Consider the following 16,822-nt stretch of genomic DNA (forward strand, 5'->3'; position numbering starts at 1 on the left):
CGCCCAGCCGGACTTCGGCTGCGCCAGCGCGCCGGTCGACGACCACCGGTAGCTCGACGGGAGGTTGCAGGTGCCGCCCGGCGGCGGCGTCGTGGGGGTGCCCCCGCCGTCGACGCGGGCGAGCTGCCACTGCTGGTTGCTGCCGTTCCAGTCGTCGTACTGGACGATGCTGCCGCCGTCGGCGGTCGACGCTCCCTGCACCTCCACCGCCTTGTTGCTGTTCCGGTTGATCAGCCGGACGTAGCCGCTGTCGGAGTCGGCGAGCCGGAACTGCTGGTTGGTCCCGTTGGCGTCGGACCACTGCACGATGTTGGCGGAGTTGGCGGTGGAGAAGTTGTAGACGTCCAGCACCTTGCCGGACAGCCGGGACCGCAGCCGGTAGTAGCCACCGCCCGAGTCGACGAACTGCCACTGCTGCTGGTTGCCGTTGTTGCGCGCCCACTGCACGATCCGCGCGCCGTCGGTCGTGGCCAGGTTGTAGACGTCCAGGGCCTTGCCGCTGTTGCGGTTCACCAGCACGTACCAGGCGCTGGTGTCGACCGTCGCCGCGGCGGCGGGGGACGAGACCACGGCCGCCGCGCCGACGCCGGCCAGCACGGCCGTCACACCGGCTGCGACGACGCGCGGCAACCATCGCCGCCGTCGACTCGGCGGGGCGACGGATGGGGACCTACCAAAGCCGAACATGATCCTCCTCGATGGCCGGAACCCGGACGCACGCGCCAGGGTGTTAGCGCTAACAAGACGTGGCTCACGCGTCGCGCACGCCAGTCCCGACAAGGCGGACCCGCCCCGGTCAGCCCTCGCCTCGTCCTTGAGCATCGAATGTGGGCGATAACAGAACGTTCGTCAAGTCGTAACTTCCTCGAATCATCCATCGACGGTGGCCGGAGCGCCTTCCCTCGCAGGTGCCGCGCCGCCTCCCGACACTACGGCCGACCCCAGACGCGGTAATGATGACGCTAACATCGACGTTTACGCATTATTCGGTCGTGACGGCGACTCGGTGACGAGGCGCACGGCGGCACCATCTCCGTCGAGAGTGCTCGGCGTGGGCAGCACGTTCCCCGTTCGACTGCCGATCGTCGCCGCCGCCCCGCACTGACCGGCCGGGCCGGGACATCGCGATGCCCCGGCCCGGCCCCGCTCGGGAGGTGGTGCCGTCAGCCGCAGCGTTGACCGTTGAGCGTGAAGGCGGTCGGCGCCGGGTTGGTGCCGCTCCAGGTGCCGTTGAAGCCGATGCTGGTGGACGCGCCGGGGGCGAGTCTGCCGTTCCAGCCCAGGTTCTCGGCGGTGACGCCCGTTCCGCTCTGCTTCCAGGTGGCCGACCAGCCCTGGCCGACCTTCTGGCCGGTGGTGGGGAAGTCGAAGGCGAGCTTCCAGCCGTCGATCGCGGTGGTGCCGGTGTTCTTGACGGTGATGGTGGCGGTGAAGCCGCCCGGCCAACTGTTCGCCGCGTAGCCGACCGTGCAGCCGCCGGTCGGGGTGCCGGGCGCGGTCCGCACGGCCAGGCCGGGCGAGGCCGCCGAGACGTTGCCCGCCGCGTCCCGGGCGGTCACCACGAAGGTGTACGGGGTGTCCGGCGTCAACCCGGTCACGGTGTACGCGGTGCTCGTGGCGCTGCCCACCTTCACGGTGCCGGTGGTGTCGACCCGGTGCACGTCGTAGCCGGTCACGCCGGTGTTGTCGGTGGACGGCGTCCAGCTCAGCGCCACGCTGTCGCCGGTGACCGTGCCGGCGACCGGCTTGCCCGGGGCGGTCGGCGGCTGGGTGTCGCCGGGCGTGGTGCCGCGCGGCAACACCAGGTGGGTGATCGAGTTGGCCGGGAAGGTGGCGGTGAAGCCGCCGGCGGTCACCGGCTGGTCGGCCTCCCGGACCACGCCGGCGAGGTCCGCCCCGCTGTAGCGGTAGACCTGGGCGCTGCCGGCGGTGGCGCCGGTCAGGGCCACCGGGCTGGTCAGGTCGTCGCCGGTCTTGTTGACCACGACCAGGGTCAGCGCCTTGTCGGCGGTCCGCTCGGCCGCGTACACGGCCAGCTTGTCCTGGTCGGCGCTGGCGGCCCGGACGGACGTCTCGCCGAACGCGCCACCCTTGCCGTCATAGTTGCGGTAGATCCGGAACGCGTCGGCCACCGGCTGGTCGGCGGTCGGCGCGGTCCAGAGACTGGCCAGGTCGAGCCCCTCCCGGCCGAAGATGCCGAGCACGTCCGCCTGGGCCAGCGCGCCGTTCAGCGAGCCGTACCCGCCCCAGCTGTACTCGGTCATCGCGATCTTCGTGCCCGGGTAGTGCTTGTCGACCAGCTCGCGCATCCGCGGGATGAACCGGACCGGCTGGTTGATCCAGCTCTCGTCCACGTACGTCGGGTCCCAGAGCTGGCGGGTCGAGCGCAGTCGCAGCGCCTGGGTGGCGGCGTCCCCGGCACCGGACCCGCTGACGCCGGACTGCTGCGGGTAGAGGTGCACGTCGAAGTAGTCGAGGACGCGGGTGCCGTGCTGCTGCTCGTACTCCCGCATCCGGTCCAGGTACCACGGGCCGAGGTCCTGGCCGCCGTGCGCGGCCTTGTCCGGCGGGTTCGACCAGCAGCCGGTCCGGGAGCAGGTGTCCTGGTCCAGCCCCGAGTAGAAGATCGAGTTCAGGCCCCAGCCGACCGGGCCCAGCGTCTTCGCCCCCGGATCGGCCGCCTTGATCGCCGCGCCGTACGCGTAGGTGCGGTCGCGCAGCTCGTCGTAGCCGAGCCCGACCGGGCGGACGTCGCGGTGGGTCGAGTGCCACAGGTCCGGCTCGTTGTCCAGGTTGTAGAACCGCACCCCGCCGCTGCCGGCGGCGCCGAACCGCTCCTTGAGGTGGGTGACGAAGTCGGTGGCGTACTCCGGACCGATGGCGACGCTGGTGTCCTCCGGGTCGTTGCCGGTGATCAGGCTGCCGTCCGGCTTCTTGCCGTTGCCGCAGTCGGGCGCCCACTGGTCGGTGGACTCCTGCGGGCCGTACTTCGCCACGCTGAAGCCGCACGCCTTGGCCCGATCCTTGGCGATCCAGCCGATCATCGGCATCGTCATGATCGTGTCGGTGCCGGTGGCCTTGTTCCGTGCCACGAACCGGTCGCTCTCCGAGCCGTCGGGCAGGCTGTCCGGATCGGTGTTGTCGTTCGGGATGTTCTCGAAGTACCAGTCCGCGGCCCGGTTGGTGGTGTCGTTGCGGAAGTTGTAGCGGGTGGTGGCGTTGCCGCCGTACCGGTGCACCGGTAGCCGCAGCTCCCGGGCGAGCGCCTCGTCGGCGAAGTTCATCCCGTAGACGTACGGGCTGATCGCGTGCCGGTCGGCGGTGGTGTCGACGGCCAGCGCCGGGCCGGTGGCGGCCTGGGCGGGCCCTGGTAGGGCCAGGCCGCCGAGCGTGGCGGCCAGCACGACCGGGAGCAGTGCTGTGGTGGGACGCACGAGCTTTTCCTTCCTGAGGAAATCGAAGCTCGCCGTTGGGAGCGCCCCCACAGCCTGGCCCGGTTCGCCGCCCGCGTCAACACGTCGGCGTCCGGTGGAGCGACGCCGCAGCGTCTGGCCGGGCGTCTCGCCGTACGCCCGGCGGTAGCGCATGCCGTGCGCGGCGCGTATCGGGAAACGCATACGCCCGCGCAACAGCCCGGCGTCTTCACTTCGGGGACGGGCCGGGAGCCGTCCGCCCGGTCCGCCACCGGAGAGGAGCATGGGGATGGATGCGACACGGGGTATCGACCGGGGAGGACCGGTCCGATGGGGCGGACTCGCCGCCGCCGGCGCGGTCGCGGCCGGCACGCCGCTGATGGACGTGATCGGGCCGGAGACGCAGGCGGTCACCAGGGCGTCGGCCGACGACGGGTCGGGTGACTGAGGTGGGGGTCGCGCCATCACGGCGTACGCGACGGGTCGTGCTCGTCGGCGCGGCGGTCCTCGGCCTGGCGGGCGCCGCGTTCGCGGTGCGACGCCCGCTGCTGATGGCCGCTCCGGCGTGCCGGGCCGGGCGGTGGCACGGCTGCTTCGACACGGAGAACGGCGTCCTGCTCATGACGCTGGTCGGGCTGCCGGTGGCCGCGCTGGCGGTGGGCGCCCTGGTGGTGGGTCGGCGCGCCGCCGGTGCGTGGCGGGTGTCGCTGGCCGAGGTGGGCATGGTCTACGGAACGGTGCCGTTCGTCTGGATGACGCTGATGCCGGGCCCGGGGGCCGGCGTCGTGCCGGGCCGGGTGAGCCTGGTGCCGCTGCGGGACCTGGCCACCATGGGGCCGCTCGGGATCGGCGGCAACCTGCTGGTCCTCGCGGCGTTGGGCTTCTTCGCGCCGATGCGGTTCGCGGCGCTGGCGTCCGTGCCGCGGCTCCTGGCGCTCGGGGCGGGCTGCTCGGCCGTGATCGAGACCCTCCAGTACGCGCTGCGGCTGGACCGGGTGTCGTCGGTGGACGACGTGCTGGTCAACGCCGCCGGCGCGGTGCTGTTCGGGCTGGCGTCCCGCCGCTGGTGGCGTGCCCCGGCGCAACGACGTCATCCGGTGCCGGCGGCGGCAGACTGAGTCGCATGCGGGTACTGATCGTGGAGGACGAGCCCTACCTGGCCGAAGCCGTCCGGGACGGTCTGCGGCTGGCGGCGATCGCCGCCGACGTCGCCGGCGACGGTGACACCGCCCTGGAACTGCTCGCCGTCAACGCCTACGACCTGGCGGTGCTCGACCGGGACATCCCCGGGCCCTCCGGCGACGAGGTCGCCCGGCACATCGTCGCCTCCGGCAGCGGCATCCCGATCCTCATGCTGACCGCCGCCGACCGGATCGACGACAAGGCGACCGGGTTCGAGCTGGGCGCCGACGACTACCTCACCAAGCCGTTCGAGATGCGCGAGCTGGTCCTGCGGCTGCGGTCGCTGGACCGCCGGCGCGGGCACGCCCGGCCCCCGGTGCGCCGGATCGCGGGCCTCCGGCTCGACCCGTTCCGCCGGGAGGTCTTCCGCGACGGACGCTACGTCGCGCTGACCCGCAAGCAGTTCGCCGTACTGGAGGTGCTCGTCGCCGCCGAGGGTGGCGTGGTCAGCGCCGAGGAACTCCTGGAACGGGCCTGGGACGCGCACGCGGACCCGTTCACCAACGCGGTGCGCATCACCGTCTCCGCGCTGCGCAAGCGGCTCGGCGAACCCTGGGTCATCGCCACCGTGCCCGGCGTCGGCTACCGCATCGAGGCGCAACCGGCCGAAGGCGGCACGCGTGGCTAGGGGGGCGGGGCTGAGCGTCCGGGTCCGGCTCACCCTCAGCTACGCCGGGTTCCTGGTGCTCGCCGGTGTGCTGCTACTCGCGGCGGTGTGGGTGTTCCTCCTGCGGTACGTTCCGGACCGGGCCATGCTGATCGTCCCCGGTTCCGCGGACACGCTCACTCCCGGCGTCTTCCCGGTCCGGTCCAACCTGCTGCGTGTCTTCGCGCCGAGAGCCGCCGAGATCCTGGTGTTCCTGCTGGCCTTCGGCCTCGTCGGGGGCTGGATCCTCGCCGGACGGATGCTCGCGCCGCTGACCCGGATCACGGCGGCGGCAACGATGGCCGGGACCGGCTCACTGTCGCACCGGATCCGGCTGGCGGGTCGACGGGACGAGTTCCGGGACCTCTCCGACGCGTTCGACGCGATGCTCGAACGCATCGAGTCCCACGTCGCCGAGCAGCAGCGGTTCGCCGCGAACGCCTCGCACGAGCTGCGTACCCCGTTGGCGATCTCGCGGGCGCTGCTCGACGTGGCCCGCGACGACCCGACGCGGGACCGGGACGAACTCGTCGCCCGCCTGCACGAGGTCAACCGGCGGGCGATCGACCTCACCGAGGCCCTGCTGCTGCTCAGCCGCGGCGACCGCGCCGTCGTGACCCGCGAGCGGGTCGACCTCTCCCTGCTCGCCGAGGAGGCCGCCGAAACGCTGCTCCCGGTCGCCGAGCGACGCCGGGTCACGCTCGACGTCACCGGCGGCGCGGCCCCGACCAGCGGTTCCGCCGAGCTGCTGCTGCGGATGGTGACCAACCTCGTCCAGAACGCCGTCGTCCACAACCTGACCGAGGGCGGCACGGTGACGGTCCGTACCGCGACGTCCGGTGACGCCAGCGTGCTGCGGGTGGCGAACACCGGGCCTCCGCTCCCACCGGACCTCGTCCCGACGCTCACCGAGCCGTTCCGGCGCGGGACGCAACGGGTACGCGTCGACGAGCACGCCGGCGCCGGCCTCGGCCTGGCCATCGTGCGCAGCGTCGTCCGCGCCCACGGCGGGACGCTCACCCTGGTCCCCGGCCCCGACGGTGGGCTCCTCGTCACGGTGCGCCTTCCCGGCCCGTCCTGACCCGGGCACCGGGGAGACGCCGCTCGCACGCCACACCGAGAAAACGCTCTCGGCCGGCGGGTCGTCCCGTCTGCCGCACAATGAAGTCGGGCCGCCTCGGGGGAACGGACGCGCCGTCGTCGCTGAGCGCCCCGTGCCGGGGTGCCCCAAGGGAGCACGCATGAGCCAGGTCTTCGAGACGACGGACGTCGAACTCGCCGCGCACATCCTCCACGACAACTACGGCGGAAACCTCTGCATCGACGGCGGCAGTTCCTTCGACTCCTTGCGGCTGGAAGCCACCGCGATCTCTCCGTCGGCACGACTCGACCAGATCGCCTTCGGGCTCAGCTTCCACGTACGGGCCGATGCGCTCGGCCGGCTGGTCGTCTGCCACATGAGATCCGGTGGGCTGGCTTACCACCCGGCCGGCGGCGTCGCCACTGCCTACGGCTCCGGCGACGCGTTCATTCCCATCCGGCCGGAGCGTGGCTTCACCGCCAACTGCGCCGAGGCCGACTTCCACACGACGGTCCTCGACCCGGGGCTGCTGGAAAGCGTCGCGGAGACCGCGCCCGGCCGTCGCCCCGAGCCGGTCCGGTTCACCAGCCACCGGCCCGTCTCCGCAGCGGATGCCGAGACGTGGGGCACCGTGTACGGGTACGCCCGCCAGGCAGTCGGTCCCGGGGTGGCCGGGGAGCCGCTGCTCGCCGGCAGCATCGCCCGGCTGCTGGCGGCCACCGCCCTGACCGTCTTCCCGAACAACATGCTCAACGATCCGACGCTCTCCGACCGCCACGACGCGCACCCCCGGATGCTGCGTCGCGCGATCGCGTTCATCGAGGAGAACGTGGACCGGGACATCACGCCCGCCGAGATCGCCGCCGCGGCCCGCGTGACCATCCGTGCCCTGCACCTGGCATTCCGTCGGCATCTCGACACCACCATGACCGCGTACCTGCGATGGGTCCGGCTCGAACGCGCCGATCAGGAGCTGCGCCGGGCGGACGCGACCGACGGCGTCGGTGTGGCCGAGACGTCCCGGCGCTGGGGATAGGCCTTCGCCCACCGGTTCACCGCCACCTACCGGCACCGCTTCGGCTCGCCACCGACCGCGTCACAGCACGACCGCGCGCCGTGAGCGCCGGGCCGCGTACCCGATCTGCGGCCGGCGGACGCCGATGTCGCCGTCGCGGGTGACGGTGACACCGGCGTCGCCCGGTCGTTACGGGGTGACCACCTTGCCGCCGAACGTCACGACGAGGCGGCCGTCGGAGGCGAAGGACCAGCCGAGGGCGCCCGAGTACTGGGCGCAGCGGGACCCGTTGCTGCCGGAGAAGAACTGGTTCGAGCTGTCGGAGTTGCCGACGATCCGGTCGTTCGTGCCACCGTCGCACGAGGTGTTGTTCCGGAACACCGAGGAGCCGCCGTCGAAGTTGAAGTTGCGCTCGGTGTTGCCGATGCCGGCGTTGTTCGACACGGTCATCGAGCCGACGTTGCGGTTGTAGGTGAACCCGTGCTGGCCGTTGTCGTACGCGATGTTGCCGCGCACGACGTGGTTCACGCCGATGTCCTCGCCACCGAGCTTGAAGCCGTTGCGGTCGCCGTTGCCGGCCTGGCCGCCGTTGCTCAGCGTGCCGTTGCCGTAGGCCAGGGAGGACTCGATGGTCACCGGGCCGATGGGCCCGGTGTCGCTCTTGGTGTAGAGGTCGTAACCGTCGTCGATGTTGTTGTGGGACACGGTGTAGCGGAAGACGTTGCCGGTGCCGACCGTCAGCTTCGGGGCGAAGCCGTCGGCGTCCTCACCGTCGGAGTCGGCGTTGTCGTGCGACTCGGTGCTCACCACCAGGTTGTTCGCGGGCCACTGGTCGCGGGGCGCGTTGGCGACCAGCCGCGAGAGCTGGAGCCCGGAGTCCCGGTTGAAGCGGGTCACCACGCGCTCGATGATGTTGTTGTTGCCGGCGAGCAGGATGCCGTTGTCCCCGGCCCGCTCGACGACGATGCCACGGATGTGCCAGTACGACCCGCCCACCTGGAGCCCGCGGTTCGCCGGGTCCTCGCTCTGCGCCGAGAAGTTCAGCACCGGCGTCTCGCCCGGGTAGGCGAAGATGTTCTTACGCGCGCTCGACGTGCCGTTGTTGCCCTGGCCGATGGTGACGGTCTGCGTGTAACGGTAGGTGCCGCCGCGCAGGTAGATGGTGCCCCCGGCGGCGACCCGGGTGATCGCCGAGGCGAGCGTGGTCGGGTTCGCCTGCGTGCCGGCCGCGCCGTCGGTGCCGGTCGGTGCCACGTACAGCGTGCCGCTCGACGGTGGCGGGGTGGTCGGTGGCGGCGTGGTCGGCCCGGTGGTGGGCGGCGGGGTGGTGGGCCCGGTGGTCGGCGGTGGCGTGGTCGCGCCCGAGGCGTACGTCTCGAACTCGGCGATCCGCGGGGTGGCGGTCGAGCTGGTGATCTCAAAATTGATCTTGCGAAGCGAGGTGGCGGCGAACGTGATGACGCCCGCCCCGGTGCCGCTGGCCAGCGTGGCGCCGGTGTCGTTGTTGACCACTCGCCAGGAGCCGACCGCCCCGACCGCGCCGGCCGCCTCCCGGATGTTGATCGAGGCGACCGTGGTGGCGGAACCCCACTTCACCGAGATGCGGCCGGTCGAGCCGGCCGGCGACCAGTAGGTGCTCATGTCGCCGTCGATCGCGCTTCCGTAGCTGGTGCCGTCGGCCTTGCTGGAGCCGTCCGCGCCGGCCCCGATACTGAGATTTGTGGCATTGGCGTTGATCGATGTTAAATCGAGGTCGCCGAATGCCCCTGACGCCTGGCTCACCGGTATCGTCGCGACGACCGCCACGGCGGCGACCACGGCGATCCCGCCGGTAAGAAGCTTGTGTCGCACTGCGGTTCTCACAGTTGGACTCCTCGGGAGTAGACACGGTGCGGGCACGACTCTCACCGCCCCGACACCGCATGTGGCTTCGTGTGCGCACCCTCAGCCCGGATCGAAACATCGATGAAACACAGGCTAAGAAAGCGCTTACCGGCGAGGCAATAGCAAAGACGTGCAGGTTTGTTGCATACGGGAAGGGCACCCCGTCCGCCGCCGGCCGCTCAGGTCGGTGGGCGTGCGCGCCACCGGGACGCGCCGCCCCCCGGCCGCCGGTCGTCGAGCGGCTCCGCGACGGGCCACCGCCCGGAGGGGTGACCGGAGGGTCCCGCCGCGTCGAGGAACTGTCGGGCGCGCGCCGACGCACCGACTCGACGCCGCGGTCGGCGGCCGGGGCGCGCGCCCGGACGGCCGTCGCGGTGGTCCACTCCGATCACCCATCGGCTGGTGCCGGCGGAAAATGCAGCTCCGCCCCGCCTTGACCACAAACGCCGACCCGGGTAGCGGCCACTTACGCACTGACCTGCGCCGATGCCCGACGCACCCAACGGCGGGCCGCCCGCGACCGAACAACATCAACTCGGTGAATCAAGAGATCAACTCGAAGCACGTCCGCGGATGTGGTTAAGATCGTCGTCTGTCCCGTTGACGGCATTCCCGTTGATGGCAGTCCCGACCATCGGACGCAGGCGCAGGAAATTAGGTCTCATCGGTCATTTCCCATCGACCATCGGGCATGAGTGGCCTTGTCACGAGCCTGCATTTACCGAAGTCGGTAAGGATCCTTGGCACCGTCTAGAGAACTGGAGCATGCGTGTCTTCCATGAACAGAAGGAAGCTGATCGCGCTCGGGGCCGGCGCGGTCGCCGCGGCGGCGACCGGCACCGCTGCACAGGCCGCACCGTCCACCGACGGTGCGCGGATCGCCGCTCCGTCCGCCGCCGACCTCGCAGCCTCCCTTCCCGGAGGGTTCACGAGCAGGTACGCGGACGTCAACGGAATCCGGCTGCACTACGTCGCCGGCGGGCGCGGGGAACCCCTGATCCTGCTGCACGGCTGGCCGCAGACGTGGTGGGAGTACCACAAGGTGATGCCCGCGCTGGCCACCCGGTACCGCGTGATCGCCGTCGACCTGCGCGGCGCCGGCAACTCCAGCAAGCCCGCGTCCGGGTACGACAAGAAGACCATGGCGGCGGACATCGCGGCGCTGGCCGGGGCGCTGGGCTACGCCAAGGTGAACGTCGTGGGTCACGACATGGGGTCGATGGTCGCCTACAGCATGGCGGCGAACCACCCCTCGGTCATCAACAAGATCGCCATGCTGGACGTGGACCACCCGAACAGCAGCTACTACGAGTTCCGCATGCTGCCGGCGCCGGGTGCCCCGTTCCACCCCTGGTGGTTCGCCTTCAACCAGGTGTCGCAACTGCCGGAGCAGCTCATCACCGGCCGGTCCCGGTTCCTCGTCGACTGGATGTTCGACAATCTCCTGGTCAACAAGGCCGCGATCAACGATTTCGACCGGGCCGTCTACGCCCTGGCCTATTCGACCCCGGACGCCATTCGGGGCGGCAACGGCTGGTACAAGGCACTGGGCCAGGACATTCTCGACAACGAGACGTACGCGCCGATCACCGCCCCGGTCCTCGGCATCGCCCACGACATCTTCTACCCGAGCTTCGCCGCGACGCTGACGCAGCAGGCCACCAACGTGCAGCTGGTCCAGATCGACAACACCGGGCACTACTTCGTGGACGAGCAGCCCCAGGTGCTCGTCCAGCACCTGCGGGCATTTTTCGGCTGAGCGGGCCGAACTGAGCCGGGCTGAGGCTCCGGCCGGGTGGGCGACGGACCTCGCGCCGTCGCCCACCCGCCCTGCTCAGCTCGCCGCGCAGGCCAACGACGGTACGCCGTTGGTGCCGCTCGACGAGCCCAGGAAGCCGAAGGTCGTGCTACCGCCGGCACTGAGCGAGCCGTTGTAGCTGACGTTGCGGGCGGTGACGGTCGAGCCGCTGCTGGTCACCGTCGCGCTCCACGCCTGAGTCACCTGCTGCCCGTTCGCGAACGTCCAGGTCACCGTCCAACCGTTGATCGCCGAACCACCGGCGGTCACCCGTACCTCGGCCTGGAAGCCGCCCTGCCATGAACCGGTCACCGTGTACGACGCCGAACAGGACCGTCCGTTCGACGGCGGCGGGGTCGTCGGCGGCGGGGTGGTCGGCGGCGCGGTCGTCGGCGGGGTGGTGGTCGGCGGCGTCGTCGGGGTGGTACCGACAGCGCTCATGATGGCGTCGATGATGCCCTGCTGGGTGACCGCACCGCTGCTGCGGTTGAACAGCCCGAACCCGTACGCGCCGTTGTAGCCGTTGTCCCAGTAGGCGGTGGCCGCCCCGTACTTCTTGGCGGTGGACACCAGCGTGCGCGCGTAGTCCGCCCGGTACCTGTTGTTCGTCGAGTCGGCCGACGTCTTGTCGACCGAACCGTACTCACCGACGAACACCGGGTACCCACGCGAGACGAACGTGTCGCGCACCTTCTTGAGCTGGGTGTCCATGAAGTCCTGCTGGCCCCAGGTCGACTTCCGGGCCGGATTGGTGGCGGCCGGCCCCCACTGCGTGATGGTGCCGTTCTCCTCGCCGGCGAAGTCCCAGGGGTCGTAGTAGTGCACGGAGATCATGAGCCGCTGCTCGTTGGCGGGCACGGACGACGAGCGGTACTGGTCCGTCGGCAGCACGAAGCCGTAGTTGCCCACCGTGTAGTCGATGTTGGTGTTCCAGCCGGGGACGAGCAGCCAGCGCGAGGTGTTGTTCCCACCGGTCCGACGGACCGTGTCCACGAAGATCTGGTTGTAGGCGTTGATGTTCGAGTAGCACGGCTGGGTGGGATTGCCGTACTGTCCGTCGAACTCCTCGTTCATGGACTCGAGGACGAGTCGCTCGCCGTAGCTCTGGAACCTGGTCGCGACCTGCTGCCAGACCTTCTGGTACTTCTCCCTGATCGTCGTCTGGTTCGACGAGTCGCAGATCAACCACGAGCCGGTGACGGTCTTGTAGCCGTCGCCGTGCATGTTGATCAGCACGTACAGGCCACGACCGTAGGCGTAGTCGACGACCTCCTGGATCCGGTTCAGCCAGGCGGAGCTGATCGTGTAGTTCGGGGCGGCCCCGATGTTCCCCAGGTAGGAGACCGGGATGCGGATCGTCTTGAATCCCGCCGCCTTCACCCGGTCGATGAAGGCCTGCGTCACGACCGGGTTGCCCCACGCCGTCTCGCTGGGGATCCCGTTGGCGTTGGCCTCCAGGGTGTTCCCCAGGTTCCAGCCCGCACCCATGTCGGCGACGAGTTGGGTGGCGTTCAACTGGGCGATGTTGTCCGCCGACGCGGAACTCGTCACCACGGCTGCGGATCCGGCCAGCGCCAGCACGCCGGAGACCAGGACGAACTGAACCTTTCTGAATGTGGATTTCACGAGAATCTCCTGTCTTCGATCAACCGTCACGCTGGGTTGTCGAAGCGATTCGACGATATTCGATTGCCTACGCTGGCAGTCGATGGGCCGCCAAAGGATAGATGCATGTGCATGGATGGAGCAAGGACTCGGCCAGCCATGAGCCCGCCCCCTGCTGCGCCCCGCTCCTGACGGCCACATCGACTCAGCCGGTAGAACCGCGCCCGGGACGAGGGGCGCGGTTCCACCGGCTGGTCGACCACGTCTGTCTCAGCCGTTTTCGGTGGCCTGGGAGGCCCTCGGGATCAGCCCGTGGTGCAGGAGCGGATCTGGGCTCTGGCGCTGCTGTTGCCGTTCATCATCGTGGTGAAGCCGAAGGTGTTGCCGCTGCCGTTGGACCGCATCGTCATCACGTAACCGGTGCTGTCCCAACTGGGGGAGCCGTTCCAGGTAGTGGAGATCCGCTGCGGCGCGGTCACCGCCACGACCACGGTCCAGTTGCTGGCCCCCTGAACCGTCACCGAGGTGTTGTACCGGTCGCCCCAGACATTGGGGGTCGTCGCCGTTGCCGTGCACCCGCCGGTGGGCGGCGGAGTGGTCGGCGTGCCGGTCGGCGCCGGAGTGGTCGGCGGCGGAGTGCCGTCCGGGGCCACCGCTCGGCCGGTGCTCGGTGAGATCATGCCCGGACAGAGGTTGCGGCCGCTCAGGTTGGCCACGATCTGCGGAATCGCGTCGCGGGTGTTCTGAATGCCGTCGTGCATCAGGATCACCTGGCCGGCCTGGAGGCGGCTGGCGTTGGAGACGATCTGACTGACGCTGGCGCCGTTCCAGTCCTGGGAGTCGACGTCCCAGATCACCTGGCGCAGGCCAAGCGACGTGGCGACCGACTGGAGGGTCGAGTTGGTCTCCCCATAGGGCGGGCGGAACAACTGCGGTCGGACGCCGGTCGCTGCCTGGATCGCCGAGTTGGTCTGGGAGAGGTCCGACTGCATCTGGCTCTGGCTCATCGAGGTCATGTGCGCGTGGTTCCAACTGTGGTTGGCCACCCACATGCCGGCGTCGACCTGGGCCCGCGCGGCGGACTGATTGCTCTGCACGTTCTGCCCGACGTTGAACATGGTCGCCCGTACGCCGTTCGCGCGCAGCACGGACAGCAGTGCGCTGGTGTTGCCGGTCGGCCCGTCATCGAAGGTGAGGCCGACGTACCCGTTGCAGGTCGCGGCGCTGGACGGAGTGGCGGCGACCGCGAGACCGACGGCACTCAGCGCCACGGTGGAGGCGAGCACGGCCAACCGGACGGTGAGACGCGATGTTCGGCGGGCGGACGGACGGCGGGAGCCGCCGATGCTGGCGTTCATGCGCAGGTCCTCCTTGGGACGGGTGACACCTGACGACGCATGACCTCAATCGACAGAGACGAATGTCACCGCGTTCGGAGTATTGCAGCGGCGTTTCGAACACGTCAATGATTGTTCCGGAAGTTTTCCGGAGAGTTTCCGGAAGCTGGCTGGCCGGCTGCGGCCACCCAGACCCGCACGCGTTCGGCGGTGTCGGCGCGACCATGCAGCCCCATCGAGGCCGAGCAGTCGGCGACCAGCGAGCCGACCACGGCGACGCCGACGGCAGCAGAGAAGCCCGTTCAGATCCATGGATCCGCGGTACACCTCAGCGCTGGCGGGACGAGAGCTGCGGCATATTCGGTTCGGTCACAGGCTTGAGCCGGTGGGCGATGTCGTGCCGGTCGTCGGCTTCGCCGCTGGCGAGACGGCCATGAGTCGGCCGGATGCGGCGCCATGCTCGGTGTTCCGGTGCCAGAACAGTTCTTCGGCGGCGGCGGAGGGGTCCGTGGGCGAGGGCGTCGACGTCGCGCAGATGCTGCTCGCCGCAGTCCGGCGCGGCGACCAGACCCCCGGACCGGCGAACGCCTGAGAAATCCTCGCGCCGGTTGTCGATTCGGGGCCAGGCTGTGCGACGGAAGGGTGCGGGGCCGGAAGGACCGGCCCACGACGCCCGACAGGAGTCCGACATGGCGCAGTACATGATCTCGATCTACGAGCGCGAGGCCGAATACGCGGCCCTCACCCCCGAGGCGTGGTTCTCGGTGGTCGACGCGCACGGCGCGTTCGCCAAGGCCGTCGCCGACCTCGGCGGCACGATCACCGGCGGCGGCGTCCTGCAGCCCACGACCACGGCCACGTCGATCCGCGGCGGTGAGGTCACCGACGGCCCCTTCGTCGAGACCAAGGAGGCGTTCGGCGGCTTCTACCTCGTCGAGGCCCGCGACCTCGACCACGCCCTCGAAATCGCCAAGCTCACGCCCGCCCCGTTCGGCGGCGTCGAGGTCCGGCCGCTCATGGACGTGAACGCCGGCCCGGCCCAGTGACCTCTGCCGCGAGCCCTCCCCCGGGTGGGGTCGCGGACGCACTGGCGGACGCGCACCGTCGCGAGTGGGCCTTCGTACTCGCCGCGACGGTGCGCGTCGCCGGCGACCTCGACGTGGCCGAGGAGTGCGCCCAGGAGGCCTACGTCGACGCGATGACCGCGTGGACGCGCTCGGGCGTGCCCGAGCGGCCCGGTGCCTGGCTCACGACGACGGCCCGCCGTCGCGCCGTCGACCGGCTGCGGCGCGAGGTCGCCCTGCGCCGCAAGTTGCCCCTGCTCGTCGAACCCGTCGAGGCGGACGCCTCGGGGTCGCCGTCCGGCAGTGACGCGGACGGCGACGAGGCGGTACCCGACGACCGGCTGCGGCTGCTCTTCACGTGCTGCCACCCGGCGCTCGACCCGGCCGCGCGGGTCGCCCTCACCCTGCGGCTGGTTTGCGGTGTGGCCACGCCCGACGTCGCCCGGGCGTTCCTCGTGCCGGAGCCAACGATGGCGGCGCGGATCACCCGGGCGAAGAAGAAGATCACCCAGGCGCGGATCCCCTATCGCACCCCGACGGCCGCGGAGCTACCCGAGCGTCTGTACAGCGTGCTGGCCGCCGTCCACCTGCTCTTCAGCACCGGCCACACCGCGCCGACCGGCGAGCGACTCGTGCGCGACGACCTCTGCGAGCGCGCCCTCGACCTGGCCCGCACGCTCGTGCATCTGCTGCCCGTCGAGCGCGAGACCCGCGGGCTGCTCGGGCTGCTGCTGCTCACCCACGCGCGCCGGGCCGCGCGGCTCGACCCGCGGGGCCGGCTCGTGCTGCTCGAGCACCAGGACCGGCAGCAGTGGGACCACGTCATGATCGTCGAGGGCCTGCGCTGGACCGTCGAGTCCCTGCAGGCCCCGCGACCCGGACGGTTCGCCCTGCAGGCCGCGATCGCCGGGGCCCACGCCGTCGCGCCGACGTTCGCGGCCACCGGCTGGGCCCGCGTCGTGCACCTCTACGACCTGCTGCTGGCGGTCGAGCCGTCACCGGTCGTCGAACTCAACCGCGCCGCCGCGCTGGCGTTCGCCGAGGGGCCGGCGGCGGCGCTGGGGATCGTCGAGCGGCTCGCCGGCGATGCCCGGTTGCGCTCGTACCCGTACGTGCACGCCGTCCGGGCCGACCTGCTGCGGCGCCTGGGCCGGGGCGGGGAGGCGTCCGCCGCCTACCACGCGGCGCTCGACCTGACCGCCAACGGGGCCGAGCGCGACTTCCTCCGGCGCCGGATCAGCGACCTCGACCCCGGCACGGCGACCCGGGCGCCGAACCGGTGACGGCCCACCGCCGAACGCAATCCGGGCCCTGCCCGCCCCGTTGAGGCTCCGTGAAGTTCGAGGAGTACGTCGCAGCACGGGGCAGAGCGTGGACGCCACAACTCGACGCCCTTACGCATGATCCACACCTCCTTAACGCAGCGAGGTTGCTAGTCACCCCATGAGATCGCTCAGGGGTGGGGCCGTTGCTGTACTCCGTTGCTGTGCCAGCAAGGACTGAACCCCTGCAACTAGAGCCGAGGCGTGAAGCTCCGTAATCACGAGCGGGGGTACACCAGGCATCGAGGACATCGTCCGAAGCGCCCTTCCGCCACTCCAGGGCCTCATGCTGGTTGATCACTCGCACATCATGCCCGTCGTCGGGCAGTCGTGACAGCCCGGCTTTGTAAAGATCAAGCCGACTGTCGGCCAGCGTCGGAGGGTCTGCTGCACCGATAGGTGACATCTGAGATGGCTTGCCCTGCGGGCGAGCTGGAAGGATGTCGCTGTGCCCAAGCCCTATCCCCGAGAGTTC

Annotated in this window: 14 protein-coding genes; 9 read left to right on the forward strand and 5 right to left on the reverse strand. The window is 70.5% G+C overall.

Translation table 11 applies throughout. The features are described 5' to 3' along the window. Both ACZ6O5_RS30970 and ACZ6O5_RS30975 read right to left on the reverse strand, forming a co-directional pair. Nucleotides 1–687, reverse strand: a 687-nt coding sequence (locus tag ACZ6O5_RS30970; RefSeq protein WP_465981842.1) for a non-reducing end alpha-L-arabinofuranosidase family hydrolase, incomplete at its 3' end; no start/stop codon positions are given. Between the two features lie 476 nt (nucleotides 688–1,163). Next, nucleotides 1,164–3,434, reverse strand: a complete 2,271-nt coding sequence (locus tag ACZ6O5_RS30975; protein ID WP_465981844.1) for a glycoside hydrolase family 44 protein — start codon at nucleotides 3,432–3,434, stop codon at nucleotides 1,164–1,166. 268 nt (nucleotides 3,435–3,702) lie between these two features. Between ACZ6O5_RS30975 and ACZ6O5_RS30980 the strand changes: the two genes are divergently transcribed. The 5 genes from ACZ6O5_RS30980 to ACZ6O5_RS31000 all read left to right on the forward strand — a co-directional run bounded on the left by ACZ6O5_RS30980 (nucleotide 3,703) and on the right by ACZ6O5_RS31000 (nucleotide 7,358). Further along, nucleotides 3,703–3,861 carry a hypothetical protein gene (locus tag ACZ6O5_RS30980; RefSeq protein ID WP_465981846.1) on the forward strand — a complete coding sequence of 53 codons (159 nt, stop codon included), beginning with the start codon at nucleotides 3,703–3,705 and terminating at the stop codon, nucleotides 3,859–3,861. Continuing rightward, nucleotides 3,854–4,531 (forward strand): VanZ family protein, encoded by a 678-nt coding sequence (locus ACZ6O5_RS30985; protein ID WP_465981848.1) that lies wholly within the window; start codon nucleotides 3,854–3,856, stop codon nucleotides 4,529–4,531. The genes ACZ6O5_RS30980 and ACZ6O5_RS30985 overlap by 8 nt, the downstream gene beginning before the upstream one ends. 5 nt (nucleotides 4,532–4,536) lie before the next feature. Beyond that, nucleotides 4,537–5,223 (forward strand): response regulator transcription factor, encoded by a 687-nt coding sequence (locus ACZ6O5_RS30990; protein WP_465981850.1) that lies wholly within the window; start codon nucleotides 4,537–4,539, stop codon nucleotides 5,221–5,223. Next, nucleotides 5,216–6,322 carry a sensor histidine kinase gene (locus ACZ6O5_RS30995; protein ID WP_465981852.1) on the forward strand — a complete coding sequence of 369 codons (1,107 nt, stop codon included), beginning with the start codon at nucleotides 5,216–5,218 and terminating at the stop codon, nucleotides 6,320–6,322. Before ACZ6O5_RS30990 ends, ACZ6O5_RS30995 begins: the two co-directional genes overlap by 8 nt. A gap of 160 nt (nucleotides 6,323–6,482) precedes the next feature. Further along, entirely contained in the window at nucleotides 6,483–7,358 is an 876-nt protein-coding gene (locus ACZ6O5_RS31000; RefSeq protein ID WP_465981854.1) for a helix-turn-helix transcriptional regulator, read from the forward strand. A 168-nt stretch (nucleotides 7,359–7,526) separates the two neighbouring features. On the opposite strand, the gene ACZ6O5_RS31005 is transcribed toward ACZ6O5_RS31000, so the two are convergent. Further along, the gene (locus ACZ6O5_RS31005; protein ID WP_465981856.1) at nucleotides 7,527–9,200 is read right to left on the reverse strand and encodes a cellulose-binding protein; all 1,674 of its coding nucleotides are present in this window, start codon (nucleotides 9,198–9,200) and stop codon (nucleotides 7,527–7,529) included. Between the two features lie 799 nt (nucleotides 9,201–9,999). Here ACZ6O5_RS31005 and ACZ6O5_RS31010 point away from each other — a divergent pair. Further along, a complete protein-coding gene (locus tag ACZ6O5_RS31010) occupies nucleotides 10,000–10,980 on the forward strand; it encodes an alpha/beta fold hydrolase (protein ID WP_465981858.1) in 981 nt (326 codons plus the stop codon). A gap of 75 nt (nucleotides 10,981–11,055) precedes the next feature. Here the strand turns inward: ACZ6O5_RS31010 and ACZ6O5_RS31015 are convergent, their stop codons facing one another. Together ACZ6O5_RS31015 and ACZ6O5_RS31020 are read right to left on the reverse strand one after the other, a co-directional pair. Then, nucleotides 11,056–12,645: a cellulase family glycosylhydrolase gene (locus ACZ6O5_RS31015; RefSeq protein WP_465981860.1), complete on the reverse strand. Its 1,590-nt coding sequence runs from the start codon at nucleotides 12,643–12,645 to the stop codon at nucleotides 11,056–11,058. 284 nt (nucleotides 12,646–12,929) lie between these two features. Further along, on the reverse strand, nucleotides 12,930–13,982 hold the full coding sequence (locus ACZ6O5_RS31020; RefSeq protein ID WP_465981862.1) for a polysaccharide deacetylase family protein: 1,053 nt from the start codon (nucleotides 13,980–13,982) through the stop codon (nucleotides 12,930–12,932). 364 nt (nucleotides 13,983–14,346) lie between these two features. Between ACZ6O5_RS31020 and ACZ6O5_RS31025 the strand changes: the two genes are divergently transcribed. The 3 genes from ACZ6O5_RS31025 to ACZ6O5_RS31035 all read left to right on the forward strand — a co-directional run bounded on the left by ACZ6O5_RS31025 (nucleotide 14,347) and on the right by ACZ6O5_RS31035 (nucleotide 16,308). Beyond that, nucleotides 14,347–14,553: a hypothetical protein gene (locus ACZ6O5_RS31025; protein WP_465981864.1), complete on the forward strand. Its 207-nt coding sequence runs from the start codon at nucleotides 14,347–14,349 to the stop codon at nucleotides 14,551–14,553. A 97-nt stretch (nucleotides 14,554–14,650) separates the two neighbouring features. Further along, nucleotides 14,651–15,007: a YciI family protein gene (locus tag ACZ6O5_RS31030; RefSeq protein ID WP_396772525.1), complete on the forward strand. Its 357-nt coding sequence runs from the start codon at nucleotides 14,651–14,653 to the stop codon at nucleotides 15,005–15,007. Nucleotides 15,008–15,048: 41 nt separating this feature from the next. After that, nucleotides 15,049–16,308 carry an RNA polymerase sigma factor gene (locus ACZ6O5_RS31035; protein WP_465981866.1) on the forward strand — a complete coding sequence of 420 codons (1,260 nt, stop codon included), beginning with the start codon at nucleotides 15,049–15,051 and terminating at the stop codon, nucleotides 16,306–16,308. The last annotated feature ends 514 nt before the right edge of the window (nucleotides 16,309–16,822 follow it).

The sequence above is a fragment of the Micromonospora sp. NPDC049201 genome, assembly GCF_055586805.1.

Bases quoted from the DNA above. Each gene is read 5' to 3' on its own strand.
- ACZ6O5_RS30980 (WP_465981846.1), top strand. From the start codon at position 3,703: ATGGATGCGACACGGGGTATCGACCGGGGAGGACCGGTCCGATGGGGC.
- ACZ6O5_RS30990 (WP_465981850.1), top strand. From the start codon at position 4,537: ATGCGGGTACTGATCGTGGAGGACGAGCCCTACCTGGCCGAAGCCGTC.
- ACZ6O5_RS31000 (WP_465981854.1), top strand. From the start codon at position 6,483: ATGAGCCAGGTCTTCGAGACGACGGACGTCGAACTCGCCGCGCACATC.
- ACZ6O5_RS31010 (WP_465981858.1), top strand. From the start codon at position 10,000: ATGAACAGAAGGAAGCTGATCGCGCTCGGGGCCGGCGCGGTCGCCGCG.
- ACZ6O5_RS31020 (WP_465981862.1), bottom strand. From the start codon at position 13,982: ATGAACGCCAGCATCGGCGGCTCCCGCCGTCCGTCCGCCCGCCGAACA.
- ACZ6O5_RS31030 (WP_396772525.1), top strand. From the start codon at position 14,651: ATGGCGCAGTACATGATCTCGATCTACGAGCGCGAGGCCGAATACGCG.